Raw genomic sequence first — 22499 nt, forward strand, 5'->3', positions numbered from 1 at the left:
CCGTCATCGTGCGAAGGCCCTTGGATCGAGATCGAAGACACGCCCCGGATTGAGGATATTTTTCGGATCGAGCGCCGTCTTCAGCCGCCGCATCGCGGCGATCTCGGCGTCGCTGCGAACCAGATGCAACCACTGCTTCTTGTCGAGACCGATGCCATGCTCGGCCGAAACGCCGCCGCCCGCCACCGCCACGCCGCTATAGACGATGCCGTAAGCCGCCGCCGGATCGACAGTGCGCACCTGGTAGTGCAGATTGCCATCGCCGAGATGGCCGAAGACATAGATGTCGGCGTCGGGGTCAAAGGCGCGGATCGCGGTCTCCGCTTCTTGCAGGAACGCCCCCATCCGTGCCAGCGGGATGCTGATGTCGACGCCGATCAGGCCTTTCATCGAAAACAGGACGCGATTGGCGTCTTCCCGCACATCCCAGAGCGCCCGGAATTCACGCGGCGATTGCGAGACGACGACATCGTCGACCACGCCGTCCTCGACCGCCTGCATCAGAACTTCGGCGAAGCGCTCGCTGTCGCGCTCAGGCTCGCTGCCCTGGATTTCGGCCAGCACATAGACGGGCGAGCCAGCCGGCAACGGCGATGGCATGGCCATACTGGCAGCCATGACGTCATAGAGCGGCGCGAAGTTGACCTCGTAGGCGGACAATAGCGGGCCGAGCTTTTGCCGTAACAGCCCGAGCAAGGCGATCGCCGCGTCGAGCGAAGCGAGCGCGCAGAAAGCATTCACCTCGGATGCCGGCTTTGGATGCAGCCTGAGCGCGGCGCGGGTGACGACGCCGAGCGTCCCTTCCGCACCGATGAAGAGCTGGCCGAGGTCGTAGCCGGAATTGTCCTTGGGCAGGCCTTTCAGCGAGGTCAGCACGCTGCCGTCGGCAAGCACCGCCTCCAGCCCCAGCACCTGCGCCCGGTACATGCCGTAGCGCAGCACGCGGATGCCGCCGGCATTGGTGGCGATGTTGCCGCCGACCGTGGCCGAACCGCGCGCGCCGATATCGACGCCGAACATCAGTCCGGCGCCATCGGCTGCCTCCTGCACCGCCTGCAGCGTTGCGCCGGCTTCGGCGACGATGCTGGCAGCTTGACTATCCGGCGCGGCAAGGCCGGTCATGCGCTCCAGCGACAGCACGATCTCGCCCGGCTGGACGCGTGTGCCGCCGGCCAGTCCGGTGCGCCCGCCCTGGACGACGACCGGCTGGCCGAGAGCGTTGCACCCGGCGAGGGCTGCCGCGACACCGACGGTATCGCGCGGACGCAGCACCACTTCGGGGAGCGCGCCAAGCTTGCCGTCGGGATCGTCGCGATAGCGCTGGTCGACATCGGAGCCGGCAAGCACGCCGCCCGCGCCCAGCCGATCGCCAAGAGCGGACAGAAGTCGTTGCGTTTCAGGCGACATCGGAGCTCACACGCCTGCGTGGCGAAGCGCGTCGTCTGCGTCCAGCGACCGGATGGCCCGATGAGTATTCCTGTCCGACACGCTCGCCATCCTTCAATTGCAGCCGGCCGATCCTATTCGGGATCGCCTGCCGTGCAAGCGATATCGGTCTGCCTTGAACGATGCCGGCATCAATTGCGATGCGACGCGATTGATGCCGGCAGAATTGCGCGGCCTTACTGAAGCTTGGCTTGCAGCGCGTTGACGTCGTCGGTGGTCATTTCACCGTCGGTGGTCACCTTGCCGTCGACGATCTTCCACAGCCGGAACGGGCCGGTGATGTCGCCATATTTGTCGAAAGCGACCGGGCCGATGACGCCTTCGTAGCGGATCGGCTTGCCGTCCTTGATCAGGCCGAGCGCCTTGGCGAATTCATCCTTGCCGGCGAAGATCGGCGTGCCGGCCGGATCGACGGCCTTGTACATAGCATCCTTGATCTTGGCCGGATCCTCGGAGCCGGCAATAGCGATGGCCAGCCCAACGATGGCGCCGGCGTCGTAGGAACGGTCGGCTGCCGGGTTCGATGGCTCGATGCCGGAGAACTCCTTGTAGTTCTTCATGAAGTAGTCGGTGGAAGCCGTCGGGCTGGTACCGGACGAGGTGCCATAGGCTTCCTTCAGATAGTCGGCGCCGACGGATTCGATGAAGTCCGGGCTGTTCATACCGTCATTGAGCAGGAATTTCTGCACGCCGCCTTGCGAAATCCAGGTGCGGGCAACGGTTGCGCCGTCGACCGGCGTGCTGACCAGATAGAGCCCGTCCGGCTCGCCGGCCATCGCCGCCGTCACTTCGGAGGCATAGCTCGACTGCTTCTCGTTGTAGGGGGTGTCGGAGACGATGGTGCCGCCAAGCGCTTTGTAGGCGCGCGAGAATTCGGCCACCATGTTGACGCCGAAGTCGTTGTTGACGTGAATGATCGACAGCTTCTTGAAGCCCTTGTCGATGGCGTATTTGGCGGCGGCGACGCCCTGCAGTGCATCGGAGGTGATGGTGCGGAAGAAGATGCCGTTGGTCTTGCCGTCGCGGCCAAGCGCGGTCAGCGTCGGCGACGACGACGCCGGCGAGACCTGGACGATCTTGGCCGGGGCGGTGACCGAGGTCAGGATCGGGATCGACACCGAGGAGATGATGCCGCCGATGATGACCGGCACTTTCTTGACCTGAACCAGCTGGGTCGCGGCATCGACCGCAATGTTGCCCTGGCTCTGGCTGTCGCGCGTGTCGGTGGCGAGATCACAGCCGCGCACGCCGCCGGCGGCGTTGATGTCGCGGAAGGCCATCTCGACCGACTTGGCGCCGGCCTGGCCGTATTCGCCGGCCGGGCCGGTCAGTTCCATGACGAGGCCGACGGTGATCTTGCAATCGGCGGCCTGCGCCGCACCGGCCATCGTCACGAGGGCAAGTGCCGTGGTGAGTTGGAGTATCGTCTTTGTCATTGTTGTTCCCCTTTCGTTACTCGACTCTAATTCAATCTCTGGAGCCTGTTCAACGTTCCGGCACCTGCAGCCAGGTTTCATGCAGATGTCGCCATTCGACGCCGTTGGGCGCCGATGAACTGGTGGTGAAGACAGCGCTCGACTGGCGGCGGCTGTGCTTGCCCGCGCGCAACTGCGCCTCGACGTAGAAGACAACGATCGTATCGGCGCTTTGCCAGCCGGGTCGGATGTCCTCGATCGAGATAGCAAAGCCGTCGTCGCATGTGGCGCGGCTGGAGCGGACATGGTCGACGACAGCAGTACGATCGAGCACCTGGCCGTCCGGCGCGACCATGCTGAGGCCATCACCCATGGCGCGCTCGAAGCGGCTGAAATCCACCGTGTCGGCGCGCGCGGCGACGAACCAGTCGACGAAGAAGCGATGCAGGCCGATGACCTCGGCGCTGGCCTTTGAAAACAGCGTCGCGTTTGTAGCGCTCATGTGCGGCCTGCATTCAGATTGTAATGCATAATCGAACCGTGGCGGCCATGGCGGTCTCGCTCCAGCGTGTAGACATCACCGAGGGGACCTTGGCTTTGCGAAATCACGGCGGCGATCTTCGCCCGGTCGTCGGCGTCGAGCGCAACGTCCATGATCTTCGCATTGGCCAGCGCATGAGCCTGGTTGCGGGCACCGACGATGACGGCTGCCACTCGCGGCTGTTCCAGAACCCAGGCACTGGCGATGGTGGCGATGTCGACACCGTGGCGGTCGCCGACCGCCTTCAATGCCCCGAGCAGCTGCTGGAACAGATCCCAACCGCCAAAATCGTCGATGATCAGCTTGTATTTGACCAGCGAGCGGTTTTCGAGCGGCGTGACGGGCTCGGCCACACCGAGCCATTTGTCGCTGAGGAAGCCGCCGGCGACGGAACCATAGCAGAGGAAGCTGACGCCGTTATTCGCGGCGAGCGCGGCGAGGCTGTTGCCCGGCCGCTGATCGAGCACGGAGTATTGCAGCTGTTGGCTGACCAGTGGGATGCCGGCGGCGAGGATTTCGGCGAGCCGCGGCGTGTCGAAATTGGTGGTACCGAGATTGCGCACCTTGCCTTCCAACCGAAGTTCGTTGAGCCAACCCATCGCCTCGACATAGCGAGGCTGATCATAGTCCCACCAATGGAACTGCACGAGATCGAGCCGTTCGGTCTTCAGCCGCCGCAGCGACTGGTCGACGATGCCCCTGATGTAATCGCGGCTGATGCCGGCGAGCCGTTCGAGGTCGGGCACCAGCTTGGTGTGCACCTTCATCCTGGCGGCGACATCGAGGCCTCGCTCGCTGGCCAGCCGCAGGCGCGCGGCGCCGATCAACTCCTCGACACCGGTGTAGATGTCGGCGCAATCATAGGTCCAGATGCCGGCATCGAAGGTGGCGATCAGATCGCTCACCGCTTGGCTGCGGTCGATGGCGCCATGCCCGCCGGCCAGCTGCCAGCCGCCGCGGATGATGCGCGAGATCGTATAGCCAGGCCCGAGTTCGAAGGTCTTGGCGGTCATGTCTGGTCGTTCTCCTTCGGCAGCGGCACGGCAGTGGTTTCGGCGTGGCTGAACCGCCGCTTGGCCAGCCTGACGATCCGCAGCCGGCTGGCGCAGTTGGGATCGGGACAGGCGATCTCGGCGTCCGAGGTCATCCAGTCATTGCGGTCGGTCGGGCGCTGCTTTGCCGCGAGAAACGGCAATACGGAGGCAAGCGAATAGATCGAAAAACTCTGCCCTGCCGGCATCGACAACATCTCGCCCTTGAGCTCGAAATAGTCACCGGGTTTGGCGCCGCAATAGATCGGCTTGCCTTCGGGAACGACCGCCTCGACGCGAAGATCGAAGAGTTCGAAACTGTCGTCAGCCATGTCAGGCCTCCACCAGGCTGAAGGTGATGTCGCAGGCGCCGTTGCGGCGGATGATGCCGCAGGCAGCGGCGAACTGGTCGCGCTGATCGGCGCGCACCTGCGCCACCACACTGCCGGCCAGCCAGCCGATCGGGAACAAAAGCCGCGCCCCTTGCCCGTAGTACAAGCCTATGTCGAAGATGGCATTGGGATTGCCGCCCCACATGCGCGGCGGCACGTAGGACAGCACGATATCTCCCGGCTGCGGCGTCAGCGTCGCGTTCTCCGCCGGTAGAGGCCGGGCATAGGACTGGCCATCGAGATCGGCAGACGGAACCGGGCAGGAAATCTCAGGTCCCGTCCACATGGCATGGATGCCGGGAACGACACGTGGCGTTGTGAGATACGCCTGGAGAAAGGCGGCGTTTTCCGGTGCCTTTTCGGGCAGCAGCAACGCCGTCACGGAAAGCTTCGAGCGCGGCTCGGTGATGCTGATGGCTGGCTTCGTCATGTCGGGTCTTTCGTGGCGGCGGATTGAAGCTTGTCGCGCAGGAAAGCAAAGGGCCGGCTGATATCGGCCACCAGCGCCTCGCGCGCCGCCTGCGCATCCTGTTTGGCAAGAGCCGCGACGATGCTGCGGTGGTAATGCGCGGTGTCGACCTCGCCGGCGTCGGAAAAGGCGTAGATGGCGACACGTATGCAGGGCCCCGATTGCAGCCACAGGCTTTCGATCATCGGGATCAGCACGGCCGAGCCGCAGCAGCGGTAGATCTCGAAATGGAAGCTCTGGTTGAGCGTCGCTTCGCGGTCGATATCCTTCTTGTGCTTCAGTGCCCGCATCTCGTCCCATTCGCCGAGCATAGCTTCGATCGAAGCGATCTGGCGCGGGCTCATGCGCGTGGCGGCGAGTGCTATCGCCTCGCCTTCGATAAGTGAGCGGGCACGCAGAAGGTCGTCGATACGCTCCAGCGTGATCGGCGGCACGCGCACCGAGCGGTTGGGCAGCGCCTCCAGCGCCTTTTCCGTGATCAGCCGGCCCAGCGCTTCGCGCACCGGCATGGTCGAGGTAACCAACGCATCGGCGAGACCACGGATGGTCAGCACCTGGTTCGGCTCGAACAGGCCGCCGATCAGGGCCCGGCGCAGCTCGGAATAGACGCGATCCTGTACGGTTTCGCGACCGACCGGCGTAAGCTGGGCTGCGATCGTCTCGTTGTTCTTTTCGATGGCAGCCTTCTGCATTCCCGGCTTTTGCCCCGTTTTCGGCTTGCGGATGAAATTAAAGCCGAATAGCGTGATCAAAGCAAGTGTGATCACAAATCAAAAATCAGGAGGCGACAACGATCGTCTTCGGCCAAAGGGTGTGATGAGCGAGGCAGCGGAGCGCCAAGGGCAGGAGACCCGAGCGCCGGTTCTGACGGCAAGGAACGTCGTCAGGCGGTTCGGCGGCCTTGTCGCTGTCAACGATGTCTCGTTTGACGTCAAAGCGGGCGAAATCCTTGGCCTGATCGGACCGAATGGTGCTGGCAAGACGACGATGTTCGATCTGCTTGCCGGCAGCATATTGCCGACCAGCGGCAATATCCTGCTCAACGGTACGCGCGTTTCTGGCGAAGCCGCGCATCTGCGCATCGGCCGAGGTCTTGGCCGCACCTTCCAGATCCCGCGCCCGCTGCCCAATCTGACGCTGATCGAAAACATCATGCTGGCAGCACAGGGCCAGGCCGGTGAAAAGCTGCTCGCCAATTTCGTCACGCCGTGGCGGGTGGCGGCACAGGAAAAAGCGGCCAGGGCGAAGGCGCTCGACCTTTTGGAACTCGTCACCCTCACCCACCTTGCGCATGAACCGGCGCGCGTGCTGTCCGGCGGCCAGCGCAAATTGCTCGAGCTTGCCCGCGTGATGATGGCCGACCCGGCGATCATCCTGCTCGACGAGCCGGCTGCCGGCGTCAACGCAACGCTGCTTGAAGTCATCATCGACCGCATCCGCGACATCAACGCACGCGGCATCACCTTCCTGCTGATCGAGCACAACATCGACATGGTGACGCGGCTCTGCCATCGCGTGCTGGTCATGGCGAGCGGCCAGTTGCTCAGCGAAGGCACGGCGGAACAAGTCGCCCGCGACCCGCGCGTCATCGAGGCCTATCTCGGGGGCACTGCATGAGCGAGATCGTGCTCGACGTGCGCGACCTCGAAGCCGGCTACGAGCCCGGCGTACCGATCGTGCGCGGCGCCTCGATCACCGTCAGCAAGGGTGAGATCGTGGTCGTGCTCGGCCCCAACGGCGCTGGCAAGTCGAGCTTCATCAAGGCGATCGCTGGCCTCGTCCCGATCACCGGCGGTTCGGTGTTCCTGGACGGCAAGGACATCACCGCCGCCCCGGCCCACACCATGGTGCGCCTTGGCCTGGCCTTCGTGCCGCAGACCGAAAACATCTTTCCGCTGATGTCGGTCGAGGACAATCTCAGAGTTGCCTGCGGTATTCTCGAACGACGCGACATCCCTGGCCGCATCGAGGAAATGTATGCGGCCTTCCCCGACCTTGTCCGCCAGCGCCGCACCGCCGCCGGCAACCTGTCGGGCGGACAGCGGCAGATGCTCGCCGTCGCGCGGGCGCTGATCGTCCACCCCAAGGTGCTGGTGCTCGACGAACCGTCGGCCGGCCTGTCGCCGAAATTCGTGTCGATGGTGTTCGAGATGCTGGCCGGCATCCGCAAGTCCGGCGTCACCATCCTGCTGGTCGAGCAGAACGCCAAGGCGGCACTGGCGATCGGCGACCGCGCCTATGTGCTGGTCGAGGGCAAGGACCGGCACGAGGGTGTCGCGTCCGAATTGTGGAACGATCCTGTCGTCGCCGAACTCTATCTCGGCCAACGCCCTTCTCACGCCAGCAAGGGGGATGCGGCATGAGCCTGCAATTTGTCGTCGATGGATTGCTGACCGGCTCGATGATCGGCCTCGGCGCTATCGGCGTGACGCTCACCTATTCGATCCTGCGCTTCTCCAATTTTGCCCATGGCGACTTCATGGCCTGGGGCACCTATGCGACTTTGGCTGTCGTCAGTGCCATCGGGGCGACCTTCGGCAAGGTGGCACCGATCGCGCCGCTGTCCTTCGGCTGGCCGCTGCTTGTCGCCCTGGTCGTCGGCATGGCTTTCACCGCCTTGCTGGCGCTGCTGCTCGACAGAGTGCTGTTTTCGCGGCTGCGCTCGCAAGGGCAAGCCATCATCGTGGTGATGGCGAGTTTTGGTGCCTCGATGGCGCTGCGGAGCCTGCTGGAATTCACCTTCACCTCGCGGCCGACCTATTTCAGCCGGGCGATCCAGATCGCCATGCCGGTCGGCTTCGGCATCCGCATCACCCCCGACCAGATCGCGCTTTTGCTGCTGACCGCCGTGCTGGTGCTCGGTGTGCATCTTTTGATGACGCGCACGCAGACCGGCCGCTCCATGCAGGCGCTGAGCCAGAATGCGGCGCTGGCCCGCATCGTCGGCATCGACGTCGCCTCCGTGGTGCGCGTCACCTGGGTCATCGGCGGAGCGCTCGCCTGCGTCGCCGGTGTCATGATCGGCATTCTGGTGCAGATCCGCCCGTTCATGGGCTTCGACATGCTGCTGCCGATGTTTGCCGCCGCCATCCTCGGCGGCATCGGCAGCATTCCGGGCGCTGTGCTCGGCGGCCTGATCATCGGGCTCGCCGAAGCCGGCGCGGTGCAGCTGATCGGTGCCGAATGGCGCGCCGCCGTCTCCTTCATCATCCTGATGGCGGTTCTGTTCGTGCGGCCGATCGGCCTTTTTGGTGTGAGGGAACGCTGATGGACCTGCTCGGCTACGGCGCCTTCTTCCTGACCACAGCGCTGATCTTTTCGCTGGTCACGCTGGGGCTCAATTTGCAGTGGGGGCTGACCGGCCTGTTCAATGTCGGTCTCGCCGGCTTCGTCGCCATCGGCGCCTACACCTCGGCCTTGCTGACGACGCCAGATGATGCCGCTCGGCTCGGTGGCTTCGGCCTGCCGATCCTTGTCGGCTGGCTGGGTGCCATGGTCGTCGGCGGCATTGCCGCGGCGCTGACCGGCATGGCGACGCTGCGGCTCAGGTCCGACTATCTGGCGATCACCACCTTCGGCGTCGCCGTGGTCGTGCAGCTCGTCGCGCTCAACGCGCAGAAACTGACCGGCGGCCCGTTCGGCATCGGCTTCATCCCGCGTCCGTTCGGCGGCCTTGCCGAGACGCCGCTGCTGTTCAACCTGTCGAACCTCGCCGTGGTCGCGGCGGTGACCTTGATTGCCTATCTAGCTTTGGAACACCTGTCGCGCAGCCCGTGGGGACGCGTGCTGAAGGCCTTGCGGGAGGATGAGCGGGCAGCGATTTCGCTGGGGAAGAGCGCGCGTTTCTACCGCGTTCAGGCCTTTGCCGTCGGTGGCGCCATCATGGCGCTGGCCGGCGCATTGCAGGCGCATTTCACCGGCTTCATCGCGCCGGACAATTATCTGCCGATCCTGACCTTCCAGGTCTGGGTGATGCTGATCGTCGGCGGCTCCGGCAGCAATCTCGGTGCCGTCATCGGCAGCGTCCTGGTCTGGGGGATATGGGCCGGATCGGGCACACTGACCAGCGTGCTGTTTGCACCGGAGCAGCAGGCCCGCGCGGCCTCGCTGCAGATCGTCGCCATCGGCGTCATGCTCTGTGTCATCCTGCTGATCAGGCCGACCGGGCTGTTCGGCGATAGGCCGCGTCGCCCACGCCTGGATAAGCGGGCGAAGGTGGCTACGGCCAAGAGCAGTTCCGACTCATGACCGCTGCGATCCGACAAGACGCGCATGGCGCTTCGCTCTGGCACGCCGTCAGCCGCAATCGTCGCGACCGGCCGGCGCTGCAAGGCGGGCTGGATGTCGATTTGGCCATCGTCGGCGGCGGTTTTTCCGGCCTGTCGACCGCGCTGCACGCCGCAGAGAAAGGACTTTCCGTTGCCGTCCTCGAAGCGAAAGTCATCGCCTGGGGCGCGACCGGCAGGAATGCCGGTTTCGTCGTGCCCAACTTTGCCAAGATGGACCCGGACAGCATCCTTGCGCATCTCGGCCCAGAGCGCGGCGAGAGACTGATCGATTTTGCCGCCGGCAGCGCCGACCTCGTCTTCGGCCTGATCCGGCGGCACGGCATCGACTGCGACGCCGTGCAGAACGGATGGATCCAGCCGGCGCATTCGGCTGCCGCTTTCGAGAAGGTCAAATCGCGGGCCGGACAATGGGCGCGGCACGGCCGGCCGGCTGTCACGCTGGATCGGCAGGACGTCGAAGCGCTGACGGGCGTTCGCGGCTATGCCGGCGGCTGGATGGACCGCTCGGGCGGCGTGCTCAATCCCGTCGCCTACGCGAACGGGCTGGCCGACGCGGCGGAAAAGGCTGGCTCGAAGATCTTCGAGCGCACGCCGGTCGCCTCGGTCGATCGCACGACCGATGGCTGGACGCTGAAAACACCGTCGGGCTCGGTGCGTGCCGGCAAGGTGCTGATTGCCACCAACGCCTATGGCGGGTCGCTCAATCCGCTGCTGCAGCGAACCTATTTTCCGCTGAAGATTTTCCAGATCGCGACCGAGCCTTTGCCGCGCGACGTGCGGACGCGGCTGCTTCCCGGCGGGCAAGGCGCCGGTGACACCAGGCGCAATCTCTTCACCTTCCGCTTCGATGCCGACAACCGGCTGATCAGCGGCGGCATGCATATTCTGAGCGCCGGCGCCGACACGCGCGTGCCGCAGACAATCTGGCGACGGCTCGCCAGACATCTCGATTTGCCTGACCTGCCGCCGCTGGCCTATGGCTGGTCGGGAATGGCCGCGGTCGAACCGGATTTCCTGCCGCATCTTCTGGACCTCGGGCCAGGCCTGATCGCCGGCCGCGCCTGCAACGGCCGCGGCATCGCCATGACCACGGCGATGGGCAAGGTGCTGGCCGACTGGGCTGCGGGAACCGAAGCGCGTGATTTGCAGCTGCCGTTTGCCCTGCCGGCACCGATCCCGTTCCACGCGCTCCTGCGGCACGCGCCCAACATGCTGCTCGGCTGGAGCATGCTGCGCGACCGGCTGGACGAGACCAGATAAGGCGGTCGCTTCTGGCTGCGCGGATCAGGCCGTCATGCGCAGATTTTCGGAGAGAACCGCTGCCGCCACCGCAATGTCCTGCTCTAGGGAGACCCGGACAGCAGGACCATTGCGCTGCTCCAGCGCCGCAACAATCCTGCGATGCGCATCGTTCGACTGCGGGATGTAGCGATCGGCTTGCATCAGCAATTTGAGATAGGGCCCGACCCGACCCCAGAGGTCGCGGATCATGTTCAACAGGATCGGCGCGCCGGCATGCTGGTAGATGGCAAAATGAAACGCCTCGTTCAGTGAGAGATAGGCCCTGGCGTCGCCGGCCTCGATGGCGCGCTGCATGCCGGCCAGCGTCGCCTGGATGTCGACCAGTCCACTTTCGCTCATCCGCGACGCGGCCATCTCGCCCGCCAGCCCTTCGACGGCGATGCGGATATGGGTCAATTCCTCGAAGGCGGGAGCCGACAGCAGCGGCACAATGATCGAGCGGTTGTTCTGCATCTCGAGCAGCCGCTCGGCGACCAGCCTTTGCAGCGCCTCGCGGATCGGCGTGGTCGAGATGCCGAACGTCTCGGCGAGCTTGCGGATGACCAGCGTCTGGCCCGGGCTGAAGCCGCCTGAAATCAATTCCTGCTTGAGCGCGCCATAGGCGCGGTCGTTGAGGGTTTGATGTTCGAGCTTCAGCATGCGCGCCCCGCCCCGATCACCAGTTCGACAGGGCGCGATCGAGCGTCTCGGCCAGTTGCTCGGCATTGTCCCTGGCGAACGGCAGAGGCGGCCTGATCTTCAGCACATTGCCGCGCGGACCGCAGGACGAGATCAGCACGCCATCTTCGCGCATGGTTTCGACGACCGCTGACGTCTTGGTGGCGGCCAGCGCTTCATCGCCATCCGCCGTCAATTCGACGCCGAAATAGAGGCCGTTTTGCCTGACATCGGCGACCATGCCGTGTCGGGTCTGCAGAGTGCGCAGCAGGTCAGCTGTATAAGCGCCGACATTGCGCGCGTTCTCGATCAGCCCCTCGCCTTCGATCACCTCCAGCACGGCGATGCCGACGGCGGCCGCGACCGGATTGCCGCCGAAGGTGTTGAAGTAGCCGGTGTTCGAGCCGAAGGATGAAACAAGCTGCGGCCGCACGAGCACCGCGCCCATCGGATGCCCGTCGCCGATCGGCTTGCCCATGGTGACGATATCGGGCTCGATACCATAATTGGCAAATCCCCACATGCCTTGGCCAAGCCGGCCGAAGCCGGACTGGACCTCATCGGCAATGACGATTCCGCCGGCCTTCCTGACGTGATCCGCCGCCTCGCGCATGACAGCCGCGTCGGGGAAGAAAATACCGTCGCTGGAAAAGGCCGAGTCGAGCAGCAGCGCCGCCGGACGGATATTCTGCACGCGCATTTCGTCGATGGCGGCGGCCACATTTCTGGCGAAATCACGCGCGGCGCGGCCATGGTCGCGGAATGTGTCCGGTGCTGCCACGGTCCGGTGGTGCGCCGGCACGCCCTTGGCGCCAACCGCAGCCGGCGACAGCTGCGCGGTGGCGATCGTGGCGCCGTGGTAAGCGAAATCGGTGATGATCACCCCGGTACCGCCGCTCGAATGCTGGGCAATGCGAATGGCGAGATCATTGGCCTCGCTGCCGGTGCAGGTGAACATGGCGTGGCCGAGATGGGCCGGAACGGTGCCGAGCAGTTTTTCCGCGTAGTCGAGGATGATCTCGCTCAAGTAGCGCGTGTGCGTGTTGAGCGTGGCAGCCTGCCCTGACAACGCCTCGACGACGCGCGGATGGCAGTGCCCGACCGAGGCGACATTGTTGTAGGCATCGAGGAATTTGCGCCCCTGCGCATCGTAGAGCCAGACGCCGCTGCCGCGAACCAGATGGATCGGGTTGCGGTAGAAGGCGCGGTAAGTCGGCCCAAGCAGCCTGGCGCGGCGTTCGAGCAGGGCCTGCTCGGATGCCGTCGAACCAGCATTTGCGGGATATGGCGAGGACTGGGACACGGGCATCTACTCCGGATTGGAATGGTCGAGGAAATAGCGGCGGGCCTCCGCCGACGACAGCCCATCGAGCCGTTCGAGCGAAGTCCAGACTTCGGCGATAAGGCGCAATACGTAGTCGCGCTTGGCCGGGAACCGTTCCGCCTGCCAGCTGGCGATGTTGGCGATGAGCGCAAGGCGGGCGCGGATCAGATCGAACAGAATGCCGATCTCTTCGGCCTCCAGCGGCTGCACCGATTGGTAGCCGGCGACGAAGCGCGCGGCCGGCGCCAGCGGATGACCCTCAGCCGGCCAGCGGTAGACAGCGCCAATGGCGAGGTCGCAGATCAGCGGCGAATGGATCATGTCGCCGAAATCGAGGATGCCGCTGACCACCTCCGGCCGCGAGGCGTCCATCACCACATTGTAGGAGTTCATGTCGTTGTGGACGATCTGGGCACGCAGGCTCGGAATGACCGGCGCCGCATGCGCCTCGAAGGTATCGATGACGCGTTCGACCATGGCCCGGTGGCCGGCATCGGCGATATGCGCCAACATCGGCCGCGTCTTGGCGACCTTGCGGATGTCCCACAGCAGGTCGCTGCCGGCGGCCCGATGAAAGAAGCCGCGCAACGCCCGGCCAAGCCGGGCAAGGAAAATGCCGAGATTGCGATCCTGCGCCGCCGACACGGGCGAGCGCGACAGCAACTGGCCGGGCAGATAGGTGACAAGCCGGGTGATGCGCGGCGCCGATCCGCCGACGCTGACCGTGAATTGGGCTTCGCCTTCCAGGCTCTTGCGTACCGAAGGAACCGGCAAGGCCGGGTCGACCGAAAGGATGTGGTCGAGCGCCTTGTTCTGGAAATCGGTGAAGCCGGCTTCTTCGGCCGGATGGGAAACTTTCAGGACGAACTCGCCCTCGCCTTCGGTCTGGATGTGGAAATTGTGGTCGCGTTCGCCGGGCAAGGGACGCGCGCTACCGGTGAGCCCGTAGTGCCGGCGCACGATGGCCAGCGCGTCGGCGATCGAGACATCGGGCGCATCCTCGGCGAGCGTTTCACCGAAACCATCGAGCACGGCCGCACTCATGCGCTCGCCTCCGGATCGAGCGGCTCGAGACCGCACCAGTCGGCGATGAACAGCGCGATGGTCTGCGTGACCTTGCGCACCGAGTCCAGATCGACGGCCTCGTCATAGCCATGCGGCATGCGGCAGATCGGGCCGTAGACGATCGCCGGCGTGTCGGCATAGAGGCCGAAGAAGCGCGCATCCGTGGTCGCCGAGGTGACGTGTTCCGTCAGTGGCTCGCCCCACACGGCGGTATGGCTGCGCCGCAGCACAGCTTCCATCTCGTCGGCGTCTTGAAGCACATAGCCCTCGGCCATGAAGCCGTTATAGCTCATCTTGGGCGGGCGATTGGCCAGGAACGGATCGGCACGAGCCGCATCGGCGATGCAGGCTTCGAGCTCGGCCCTGGCGCTCTCAAGCCTCTGGCCGGGATAGGTCGCGACCCGCATCTCGAAGACACAGCGCGCCGGAACGCTTGATGTCCACTCGCCGCCTTCGATCTTGCCGAGGTTGAAGCGGATCGGGTGCGGGTGATCGCAGAAATGCGGATCATCGACCTTGCGCGCGTTCCAGACGATTTCGAGTTGTTTCAGCGCCTGGATGATGACGAATGCCTTTTCGATGGCATTGGCGCCTGCCGAGAAAGCCCCCGACGCATGCTGCGGATCGCCATCGACCTCGACCCTGAACCAGATCGGCCCGACCTGCGCGCGCATCAATCGCGGTTCCAAGGGCTCGGGAATGAAGGCGGCATCGGCGCGGTAGCCGCGCTGCAGGCAAGCGAGCGCGCCATTGCCGGTGCATTCTTCCTCAACCACCGACTGGAGGTAAATTTTCGCGGCCGGCTGATAGCCGAGGCCACGCAAGGCGGCCAGCGCGTAGAGACAGGCGGACAGGCCGGCCTTCATGTCGCCGGCACCACGGCCATGCATCCAGCCATCCTCGATCGCCGGATCGTAGGGATCGCGCACCCAGCGGTCGAGCGGCCCGGTCGGCACGACGTCGATATGGCCGTTGAGGATCAGCGAGCGGCCGGTGGCGTTTCGCGGCGTGTGGGTGGCAACGACGTTGAAGGCATCGTCATAGGACACCGCCACGGGCGAAAATCCCGGCAGGTCGCGGATCGCCTCGACATCGACACGCCACATGTCGACCGCATAGCCATCGGCCTGATAGGCAGCCGCCATGAAGGATTGCGCTGCGTGCTCGTCGCCGCGCTGGGAGGGAAAGCGCACGAGATCCGCCAGGAACGCGACTTGCCGCGCGAAGCCGTCATCGACCGCGCGCAAAATGGCTTCGTCGGCAATTCGCTCAGGCATGATATTCCGCTTTCCCGTGAATGGTGTATCATATCTCATATGCCATTTCCTGGAAAGGCAAAGAGACAGGTCGGGCCAAAACTATGGCCCAACCCGGGAAGCTCTTGGCAGGCGGGCGCAGAGTTGGCATCAGCTTCTTGCATGCCAGCGAAGCTGCATGGCAGAGATCGAGGACAGATGCTGGTCACCCAAGGCCCATTGCCGGATGAAGTCACCGATCTCTCGTCCGGCTACCGGCGCGTGCCGGCCGGCAAGATCGTCAATGCGGTGACGTGGATGGAAGCGCGCTCCCCGGTGCCGGGTCTTCCGCAGCCTCTGGCAATGACCCGGATCACAAGGCCCGACAGTGCCGCCTACCGCACGATCTTCCTCGAGATCGGCGCTCCCTGGCTCTGGGACCGCGCCGCCGAAATGTCGGATGCCGAAATGTCAGCGCATTTCGCCGACCCTCGCCAGCATCTCTATTACGGCCATGATGAACGCGGCGACCATGTCGGCATGGTCGAATTCTCCGTGACCGACGACAATGAGATCGAGATCACCTATTTCGGCCTGTTCCCCACCTTGACCGGCCGTGGCCTCGGCAAGCGGCTGATGGCGGGTGCGCTCGATCAGGCATGGCGCCTCACCCCCGGCCGCGTCTGGCTGCACACCAGCAGCATCGATCATCACAGCGTCATCGGTTTCTACCGGGCTTGCGGGTTCGAGCCCTATGCCGCCGGTTTCGAAATCACCGACGATCCCCGGGTCAAGGGAACCCTGCCGCGCGATGCGGCCCCGCAAATCCCGTTGATCGAAACGGAATGGGTGCCCGGCGCCAGATGAGACCGTCTTCGCAGCCCGCCAGCCAGGCATCGCCGCACCATCGCCGGTGGGTGCGGCGCGAAAGCATCCTGTCGAGGCTGGAGCGGCATGTCGACACGCGCATTGTGCTGTTCGCCGCGCCCGCCGGCTTCGGCAAGTCGACGACGATGGCGCAATGGGCCGCGGAAGTCGCGCGTCACGGCCGGTTGACCGCATGGCTGTCCTGCGAAGCGACGGACAATGACGAAGGCGCCTTCCTGTCGCATCTGGTGGGAGCGCTGCGCCACCTCGTCCAGAACCCGGCGGAACTCGACCTCGCCTTCCAGTCGAGCCCGATCCCGCAGCTCGATGTGGTGCTCGCAGCACTTGTTGCCGGTTTTGCGGCGCGCGACACCGACATCACTTTGTTCTTCGACGATTATCACGCCATCGAAGCGCCGGCGGTCAAACGGTTCATGGAGCGCCTGACCCGGCAGGCGCCCGCCAACGTCGCCTTCGTCATCGGCTCGCGCAATCTGCCCGACCTGCAGCTCGGCAAGCTCAGGGTGCTTGGCGACGTTTTCGAAATCGGCCCGGACGATCTGCGCTTCGCCTCGTCGGAAGCCGAAGCCTTCTTCAATGAAAAGCTGGGCCTAAGTGTCAGCAGCGGCACGGTGGAGACCTTGTGCTCGCGGACCGAAGGCTGGGCGGCCGGCCTGCAACTCGCTTCGCTGTCGCTCAGCGCCGCGCATGCACCGGAAACCGTCATCGGCAACTTCACCGGCGCCAACCGCAACGTCGCCGATTTCCTGATGGGCGAAGTCTTCCTGGGGCTGCCGCCGGCGCTGGCGAAATTCCTGCTCCACAGTTCGATCTTCGAACGCTTCAGCGCCGAGGCTTGCCGGGCGGTCTTGCGCGCGGCGGATGCCGAGGCTGATATCACCGAGATCGAGACCCGCAATCTGTTCCTGGTGCCGCTCGACGAGGAGCGGCGCTGGTTCCGCTATCATCATCTGTTCCACGACTTCCTCAGCCGTGAAATGGAACGGCGCGAGCCGGAGATGATCGCACCGCTGCATCTGGCCGCCGCCGAGTGGTTCGGCGAACGCAAGATGCTGACCGAGGCGATCGGGCATGCGCTCGCCGCCGGCGACCAGGCCCGCGCGGCAGTGTTCGTCGAGAACAATGCGCTCGAACTCATTGCCCAGTGCCAGCTGCTTTATGTGCGCCAGTTGCTGGCGCTGCTGCCCCGGAAACTGGTCGACCAGCGCATCCGGCTGCAACTCGTCGTGCTGTGGCTGGCGGTGCACTCAAGCCAGCCCGAGATCGCCCAGCAGACGCTCGCCAACGCGCGCAAGCTGGTCGAGACCGGGCCGGCCGACGGCAAGGATCCGGGCACGCTGACCGGCACCACGATCGAGGCCGAAATCGCTGTCCTCGATGCCGCCGTGCACAGCACGCTGGAGCAGTTCGAGCAGGCGCGTGATACCGCGCTGGCCGCCCTGCGCATCATCGCGCCCGATGCCTGGTTCATGGAAGGTGCGACGGCCAATGTCATCGGCTACAATCTCTATGCACTGGGCGACCTCGAAGGCGCACGCGCGGCAGCGGATGCGGCGCGCAAGGCGCATGAGCGAAGCGGCAGCCTGCTCGGCGTCACCATCGCCAATTGCTACATGGCCGTCATCGAACGCTCGGCCGGCCGCCTGCCCGCCGCCGAAAAGCTGCTGCGCAACACAATCATCGAGGCCAGGACGCGGATCGGGGCGAACTCCTATGCCGAGGCGCTGGCCGGAACGCTGCTTGCGGAACTCGCCTACGAGACCAATGCGTCCGGCGAGGCACTGACGCTGGTCGAGAATCTCGGGCCGCTGATCGAGGGCGCCGCGGTCATCGTCTATCCCCTGGCCAGCGTGCCGACCTATGCCCGCGTGCTGCAGCTAACCGGTCGCGGCGACGCCGCGCTCGACATGCTGGAGCGCGTCTACCAGCGTGTGCGCGGCTCCGTCTATCGCCGCCTCGCTTCAGTGCTGGTGCATGACCGCATCCGGTTGCTGCTCGACCAGAACCGCGTCGCCGAGGCGCGCGCCCTGCTCGACGAGCATCGCCGCGAAAGCGCTCAACCCGCCCCCACCGTTGCCAACGAATTCGAGTTCTTCGCCGAGGGCAGGCTGCTGACGGCGGAAAAATCCTACGCAGCGGCGGCAGCACTTTTCGACGCGCTGCTGGAGCGAACGAAAAGCAGTGGACGCATGCGCCGCCACATACTAGCTCTGATCCTGCGCGCCAAGAGCGCTGTCAATGACCAGCGCGAGGCCGATCGCCATCTCCTCGAAGCCTTGCGCCTTGCCCAGCCTTCCGGTTTCATCCGTTCCTTCGTCGATGAGGGCAGGCCTGTCGTCGAAGCGTTGATGCGGCTGCGCGCGGCTCAGGCAAAGTCTGATCCGTCCCTGTCGGCCTATGCAACGCGCATCATTGATGCCGCGCAGACCATGCCTGTGCCGACGCGCAAGCCGGCGACACCGGCAGCCGAAAAGGAACAGCTCACCCAGCGCGAGTCCGAACTGCTGCGCTGCCTGTCGGAAGGCATGTCCAACCGCGATATCGCGGTTGCACTGTCCGTTAGCGAAACGACGGTGAAATGGCATTTGAAGAACATTTTCGGCAAGCTTTCGGTATCGAACCGCGTCCAGGCCGTGCGCGCCGCGCAGGCCGCAGCAAACCTCTGTCCCCCTCCGAAAGGAGGGGCATAGGCATCTGACACACCCCCCTCTTTCGGGTCGGGCCATCGTTTCGTTAGCCTGCTAGCGTCATCCAGGTTTCAGAGGACGCTTGCGTATGGCGACAGGTTACGTTTTTCACGAACAGCTGATGTGGCATGACACCGGCTCCAGCGCCGACATGATGCCTCCCGGCCGTTTCGTGGAGCCCGGACGGCATCTGGAATCGCCGGGATCGAAGCGGCGGTTGAACAACCTGATCCAGGTCAGCGGCCTGTCGCGCCATCTGGTGCCGATTGTCGCCGAGCCGGTGACGGTCGAGGACCTGCTGCGGGTGCACACCCAGCGCCATGTCGACGACATCCGTACGCTCAGCGAACGCGGTTCCGGTTTCGCCGGGCCGCAGGCGCCGATCGGCCTCAACAGTTTCGACATCGCGCTGTTGTCCGCCGGCACCACCTATGCGGCGATGCGCGCGGTGCTGACCGGCCGCGTCGACAACGCCTATGCGCTGGCGCGCCCGCCAGGGCATCATGCCGAGCCCGACCAGGCAATGGGCAACTGCCTGTTCTCCAATATTGGTGTCTCCGTACGCCGGCTGCAGCACGAAGGCCTGCTCGGCCGCGCGGCGATAGTCGACTGGGACGTGCATCACGGCAACGGCACCGAGACGGTGTTTTATTCCGACCCCTCGGTGCTGACCATTTCCCTGCACCAGGACAATCTCTACCCGACCGGGCGCGGCGCGCTGGCCGACAATGGCAAGGGCGAAGGCGAAGGCTACAACATCAACATCCCGCTGCCTGCCGGCAGCGGCACCGGCGCCTATGAAGCCACCTTCGACCGCGTCGTCGCCCCGGCTCTGCGCGCCTACAAGCCCGATCTTGTCATCGTCGCTTCCGGTTTCGACGCGTCGGGCTTCGACCCGCTCGGGCGCATGATGCTGAACAGCGAATGTTTCCGGCGTCTTGCCGCGCGCATGGTGGCGCTGGCCGCCGAGACGTCGAACGGGCGCCTGATGATGAGCCATGAGGGCGGCTATTCGGAAGGCTATGTGCCGTTCTGCGGCCATGCCGTCATCGAGACCTTGGCCAATCATCGCACCGAAGTGGTCGACCCGTTGTCGGACCATATCGACGAATGGGCCGGGCAGGATTTGCAGCCGCATCAGGCTCAAGTGATCGACGCCGCCGAAGCCCTGCTCGCCGGTCTGCGCCAACGCCTCGCCAATGCTGCCTGACGCGATGGATTTTCTGATCACCACGCTCCTCAATGCGCTGACGCTGATCAGCATCCTGATGCTGGTCGGGCTCGGGCTGGCGATCAGCTTCGGCCTGATGAACGTGACCAATCTGGCGCATGGCGAGTTTGTTACCGTCGGCGCCTTCGCGGTCTATTTCGTCCAGAGCATCGGCGGCTCGTTCTGGCTGGGGCTCGCCGCCGCGCCCATCGCCGGCGCGGTGGTCGGCTGTATCCTGGAATTCGCCATCATCCGCCACCTCTATTCGCGGCCGGTCTCGACGGTGCTTGCCACGTGGGGTGTCAGCCTCATCCTGCAGCAAGGGCTGGAACTGACCTTCGGTCTTGGCGCCAAGCCGGTGACGCCACCGATCGAAGGCACGCTCGACCTGTTCTTCACCGTCTATCCGGCCTACCGGCTGATCCTGATCGCCATCGCCATGCTGACCCTGCTCGGCGTCGTCCTGCTGATCAGCCGGACGTCGTTCGGGCTCGACATTCGCACCGTCATCCAGAACCGCGAGATGGCCGAGGGCGTCGGCATCAACACACGGCGTACCTACGCCATCGCCTTCACCTTCGGCGCAGCCATCGCCGGTCTCGCCGGCGGGCTGGTCGCGCCGCTGGCGATCGTGCTGCCGCAGATGGGGGTGAATTACCTCGCCAACGCCTTCTTCGTCGTTATTGTCGGCGGCGTCGGCTCGATCGGCGGCCTCGTCGCCGGCAGCGTCTTCGTCGGCGGGCTGACCAGTGTGCTCAACTACCAGATCTCGCCATCTTTGGCGCAAGCGATCGTGCTGCTCGCGGCCATCGTCGCCGTGCGGCTGCGGCCCAACGGCCTGTTCAATGGGGCATCGCGATGATCGCCCGCGACCGCAACTGGCTGCTGATCTTCGCCGTCTGCGCCGCACTCGCCATCATCTATCCGCTTTTCGCCGACGGCTACCAGCTGACGGTGATCCGCGACGCGCTGATCTTCGGCCTGTTTGCCGCCAGCCTCGACTTCTTCTGGGGCCGCACCGGCATTCTGTGTTTCGGCCACGCCGCCTTCTTCGGCATCGGCGGCTACATCATGGCGCTGATCACGCTCAACGACGCCATCCCCTTCGGCAGCCTGTTCGGCATTATGGGCGCGGTCGCAGGGGCGGCCTTCGTCGCCGCCATCATCGGCTATTTCCTGTTTTTCGGCGGCATCCGTGGCAGCTACTTCACCATCGTCACGCTGGCGATGGGCGTCATCTGCCAGCAGGCGGCGGTGTCCTGGAGTTCGGTCACCGGCGGCGACAGCGGCCTGATCGGCATCCCGCCGATCGAGTTCGATGTCGGCGGCGCGCACGTCGATCTCAGCCAGGATCTGCCCTCCTACATTTTCGTCGCGGCCATCGCTGCGGTGGTGGTGCTGGCGCTGTGGTCGATCAGCCGTGGCCGCTGGGGCACGGTGCTGACCGCCATCCAGGACAATGAAGTCCGGGCCGCGGCCCTTGGCCACAACGCGCCGCTGCGGCTACTCGTCACCTTCGTCCTGTCGGCGGCCATCGCCGGTCTCGCCGGCGCCCTCTATGTCTGCATGGCCGGGCTGGTCGCGCCTGACCTCTCCGGACTGCTGCTGTCGACGGAAGTGATCGTCTGGGTGGCGGTCGGCGGGCGCGGCACGCTGCTCGGTCCGGTGCTGGGCGCCATCTTCATCCAGCGCGCGCAGCAGACGATCAGCAGCTTCAACCCGAGCCTGTGGCCGCTGCTGCTCGGCTGTGTCTTCGTCATCATCGTCTTCGTGCTGCCGGACGGCATCCTGTCGATCTACGCGCGGCTGAAGAGCCTGTTCAAAGGCCGGAGGCGCGCGCAATGAGCTATGTTCTGCTGCAGGCCGAAAATGTCGGCATCCGCTTCGGCGGGCTGCAAGCGCTGGAAGGCTTGAACCTGACCGTGCGCGACAAAGAGCTCTGCTGCATCATCGGGCCGAACGGCGCCGGCAAGAGCACCTTCCTCAACGTTTTGACCGGCACGCTTCGCCCGACCAGCGGCAGCGTGCGCTTCCTCGGCCATGACATCGCCGGCCTGCCGCTGCACCGCATCGCCCGGCTCGGCATTGCCCGAAAATTCCAGATCCCATCGGTCTTTCCGAGCCTCTCGGTGGAAGACAATCTCAAGGTCGCACGATGGGGTGCGCCCTCGCCGGTCCGACCGGTTGGCGAACTGCTGGAGCTGGTCGCACTTGGTAACCGCGCGACCACGCTGGCCGGTGAACTCGCGCATGGCCAGAAGCAATGGCTGGAAATCGGCATGGCGCTGGCGATCGAGCCAAGGCTGCTGCTGCTCGACGAGCCGACCGCCGGCATGACGCCGCAGGAAACACTGGCGACCGCCGAGATGCTGCTGCGGCTCAAGGGCGAGTTCTCGATCGTCGCGGTCGAGCACGACATCCGCTTCGTGCGGGCGCTGAACTGCGAGACGCTGGTGCTGCATCAGGGACGCCGGCTGCGCGGCGGTCCTTTCCACGACATCGAGACCGACGAAATGGTCCGCGATGTCTATCTGGGGAGGCGCTGACC

Annotated in this window: 22 protein-coding genes; 11 read left to right on the top strand and 11 right to left on the bottom strand. The window is 65.0% G+C overall.

The features are described 5' to 3' along the window. Nucleotides 1–3: 3 nt before the first annotated feature. The 7 genes from DBIPINDM_RS07825 to DBIPINDM_RS07855 all read right to left on the bottom strand — a co-directional run bounded on the left by DBIPINDM_RS07825 (nucleotide 4) and on the right by DBIPINDM_RS07855 (nucleotide 5986). A complete protein-coding gene (locus tag DBIPINDM_RS07825) occupies nucleotides 4–1407 on the bottom strand; it encodes an FAD-binding oxidoreductase (RefSeq protein WP_258585198.1) in 1404 nt (467 codons plus the stop codon). A gap of 215 nt (nucleotides 1408–1622) precedes the next feature. Further along, nucleotides 1623–2882: an ABC transporter substrate-binding protein gene (locus DBIPINDM_RS07830; RefSeq protein ID WP_172232010.1), complete on the bottom strand. Its 1260-nt coding sequence runs from the start codon at nucleotides 2880–2882 to the stop codon at nucleotides 1623–1625. A 49-nt stretch (nucleotides 2883–2931) separates the two neighbouring features. Then, nucleotides 2932–3363 (bottom strand): hypothetical protein, encoded by a 432-nt coding sequence (locus DBIPINDM_RS07835; RefSeq protein WP_258585199.1) that lies wholly within the window; start codon nucleotides 3361–3363, stop codon nucleotides 2932–2934. Further along, nucleotides 3360–4415, bottom strand: coding sequence for an aldo/keto reductase (locus DBIPINDM_RS07840; protein ID WP_258585200.1), 1056 nt, complete (start codon nucleotides 4413–4415; stop codon nucleotides 3360–3362). Before DBIPINDM_RS07840 ends, DBIPINDM_RS07835 begins: the two co-directional genes overlap by 4 nt. After that, nucleotides 4412–4765 carry a TIGR04076 family protein gene (locus DBIPINDM_RS07845; protein ID WP_258585201.1) on the bottom strand — a complete coding sequence of 118 codons (354 nt, stop codon included), beginning with the start codon at nucleotides 4763–4765 and terminating at the stop codon, nucleotides 4412–4414. The genes DBIPINDM_RS07840 and DBIPINDM_RS07845 overlap by 4 nt, the downstream gene beginning before the upstream one ends. 1 nt (nucleotide 4766) lies before the next feature. Next, the gene (locus DBIPINDM_RS07850; protein ID WP_258585202.1) at nucleotides 4767–5255 is read right to left on the bottom strand and encodes a DUF3830 family protein; all 489 of its coding nucleotides are present in this window, start codon (nucleotides 5253–5255) and stop codon (nucleotides 4767–4769) included. After that, nucleotides 5252–5986, bottom strand: a complete 735-nt coding sequence (locus tag DBIPINDM_RS07855) for a GntR family transcriptional regulator (RefSeq protein WP_258585203.1) — start codon at nucleotides 5984–5986, stop codon at nucleotides 5252–5254. The genes DBIPINDM_RS07850 and DBIPINDM_RS07855 overlap by 4 nt, the downstream gene beginning before the upstream one ends. 124 nt (nucleotides 5987–6110) lie before the next feature. Here DBIPINDM_RS07855 and DBIPINDM_RS07860 point away from each other — a divergent pair, with 124 nt between their 5' ends. From DBIPINDM_RS07860 to DBIPINDM_RS07880, 5 genes are read left to right on the top strand one after another with little or no spacing between them, the layout of a single operon-like run. Further along, the gene (locus DBIPINDM_RS07860; protein ID WP_258585204.1) at nucleotides 6111–6911 is read left to right on the top strand and encodes an ABC transporter ATP-binding protein; all 801 of its coding nucleotides are present in this window, start codon (nucleotides 6111–6113) and stop codon (nucleotides 6909–6911) included. Then, nucleotides 6908–7657, top strand: coding sequence for an ABC transporter ATP-binding protein (locus DBIPINDM_RS07865; protein ID WP_258585205.1), 750 nt, complete (start codon nucleotides 6908–6910; stop codon nucleotides 7655–7657). The genes DBIPINDM_RS07860 and DBIPINDM_RS07865 overlap by 4 nt, the downstream gene beginning before the upstream one ends. Beyond that, nucleotides 7654–8562: a branched-chain amino acid ABC transporter permease gene (locus tag DBIPINDM_RS07870; RefSeq protein ID WP_258585206.1), complete on the top strand. Its 909-nt coding sequence runs from the start codon at nucleotides 7654–7656 to the stop codon at nucleotides 8560–8562. The genes DBIPINDM_RS07865 and DBIPINDM_RS07870 overlap by 4 nt, the downstream gene beginning before the upstream one ends. Then, complete coding sequence (locus DBIPINDM_RS07875; RefSeq protein ID WP_258589216.1) at nucleotides 8559–9542, top strand: branched-chain amino acid ABC transporter permease; 984 nt, start codon at nucleotides 8559–8561, stop codon at nucleotides 9540–9542. Before DBIPINDM_RS07870 ends, DBIPINDM_RS07875 begins: the two co-directional genes overlap by 4 nt. Next, nucleotides 9539–10843 (top strand): NAD(P)/FAD-dependent oxidoreductase, encoded by a 1305-nt coding sequence (locus DBIPINDM_RS07880; protein ID WP_258585207.1) that lies wholly within the window; start codon nucleotides 9539–9541, stop codon nucleotides 10841–10843. Before DBIPINDM_RS07875 ends, DBIPINDM_RS07880 begins: the two co-directional genes overlap by 4 nt. A gap of 24 nt (nucleotides 10844–10867) precedes the next feature. Here the strand turns inward: DBIPINDM_RS07880 and DBIPINDM_RS07885 are convergent, their stop codons facing one another. Genes DBIPINDM_RS07885 through DBIPINDM_RS07900 form a run of 4 tightly spaced genes read right to left on the bottom strand, consistent with a single transcriptional unit; the run spans nucleotide 10868 to nucleotide 15208 of the window. Beyond that, nucleotides 10868–11524, bottom strand: a complete 657-nt coding sequence (locus DBIPINDM_RS07885; RefSeq protein WP_258585208.1) for a GntR family transcriptional regulator — start codon at nucleotides 11522–11524, stop codon at nucleotides 10868–10870. 16 nt (nucleotides 11525–11540) lie between these two features. Then, complete coding sequence (locus DBIPINDM_RS07890) at nucleotides 11541–12851, bottom strand: aspartate aminotransferase family protein (protein WP_258585209.1); 1311 nt, start codon at nucleotides 12849–12851, stop codon at nucleotides 11541–11543. Continuing rightward, complete coding sequence (locus DBIPINDM_RS07895) at nucleotides 12852–13910, bottom strand: phosphotransferase (protein ID WP_258585210.1); 1059 nt, start codon at nucleotides 13908–13910, stop codon at nucleotides 12852–12854. It abuts the gene before it with no gap. Continuing rightward, nucleotides 13907–15208: an ArgE/DapE family deacylase gene (locus DBIPINDM_RS07900; RefSeq protein WP_258585211.1), complete on the bottom strand. Its 1302-nt coding sequence runs from the start codon at nucleotides 15206–15208 to the stop codon at nucleotides 13907–13909. Before DBIPINDM_RS07900 ends, DBIPINDM_RS07895 begins: the two co-directional genes overlap by 4 nt. A 177-nt stretch (nucleotides 15209–15385) precedes the next feature. Between DBIPINDM_RS07900 and DBIPINDM_RS07905 the strand changes: the two genes are divergently transcribed. The 6 genes from DBIPINDM_RS07905 to DBIPINDM_RS07930 all read left to right on the top strand — a co-directional run bounded on the left by DBIPINDM_RS07905 (nucleotide 15386) and on the right by DBIPINDM_RS07930 (nucleotide 22497). Then, nucleotides 15386–16033: a GNAT family N-acetyltransferase gene (locus tag DBIPINDM_RS07905; protein ID WP_258585212.1), complete on the top strand. Its 648-nt coding sequence runs from the start codon at nucleotides 15386–15388 to the stop codon at nucleotides 16031–16033. Beyond that, nucleotides 16030–18744 (top strand): LuxR C-terminal-related transcriptional regulator, encoded by a 2715-nt coding sequence (locus DBIPINDM_RS07910; RefSeq protein ID WP_258585213.1) that lies wholly within the window; start codon nucleotides 16030–16032, stop codon nucleotides 18742–18744. Before DBIPINDM_RS07905 ends, DBIPINDM_RS07910 begins: the two co-directional genes overlap by 4 nt. Before the next feature lie 85 nt (nucleotides 18745–18829). After that, nucleotides 18830–19951 carry a class II histone deacetylase gene (locus DBIPINDM_RS07915; protein ID WP_258585214.1) on the top strand — a complete coding sequence of 374 codons (1122 nt, stop codon included), beginning with the start codon at nucleotides 18830–18832 and terminating at the stop codon, nucleotides 19949–19951. A 4-nt stretch (nucleotides 19952–19955) separates the two neighbouring features. Further along, nucleotides 19956–20813, top strand: a complete 858-nt coding sequence (urtB, locus tag DBIPINDM_RS07920) for an urea ABC transporter permease subunit UrtB (protein ID WP_258585215.1) — start codon at nucleotides 19956–19958, stop codon at nucleotides 20811–20813. Next, complete coding sequence (locus DBIPINDM_RS07925) at nucleotides 20810–21796, top strand: branched-chain amino acid ABC transporter permease (protein WP_258585216.1); 987 nt, start codon at nucleotides 20810–20812, stop codon at nucleotides 21794–21796. Before urtB ends, DBIPINDM_RS07925 begins: the two co-directional genes overlap by 4 nt. Beyond that, nucleotides 21793–22497: an ATP-binding cassette domain-containing protein gene (locus tag DBIPINDM_RS07930; protein ID WP_258585217.1), complete on the top strand. Its 705-nt coding sequence runs from the start codon at nucleotides 21793–21795 to the stop codon at nucleotides 22495–22497. The genes DBIPINDM_RS07925 and DBIPINDM_RS07930 overlap by 4 nt, the downstream gene beginning before the upstream one ends. Nucleotides 22498–22499 lie beyond the last annotated feature (2 nt).

The organism is Mesorhizobium sp. AR02 (assembly GCF_024746835.1).
In the GTDB taxonomy this organism is placed as follows: domain Bacteria; phylum Pseudomonadota; class Alphaproteobacteria; order Rhizobiales; family Rhizobiaceae; genus Mesorhizobium.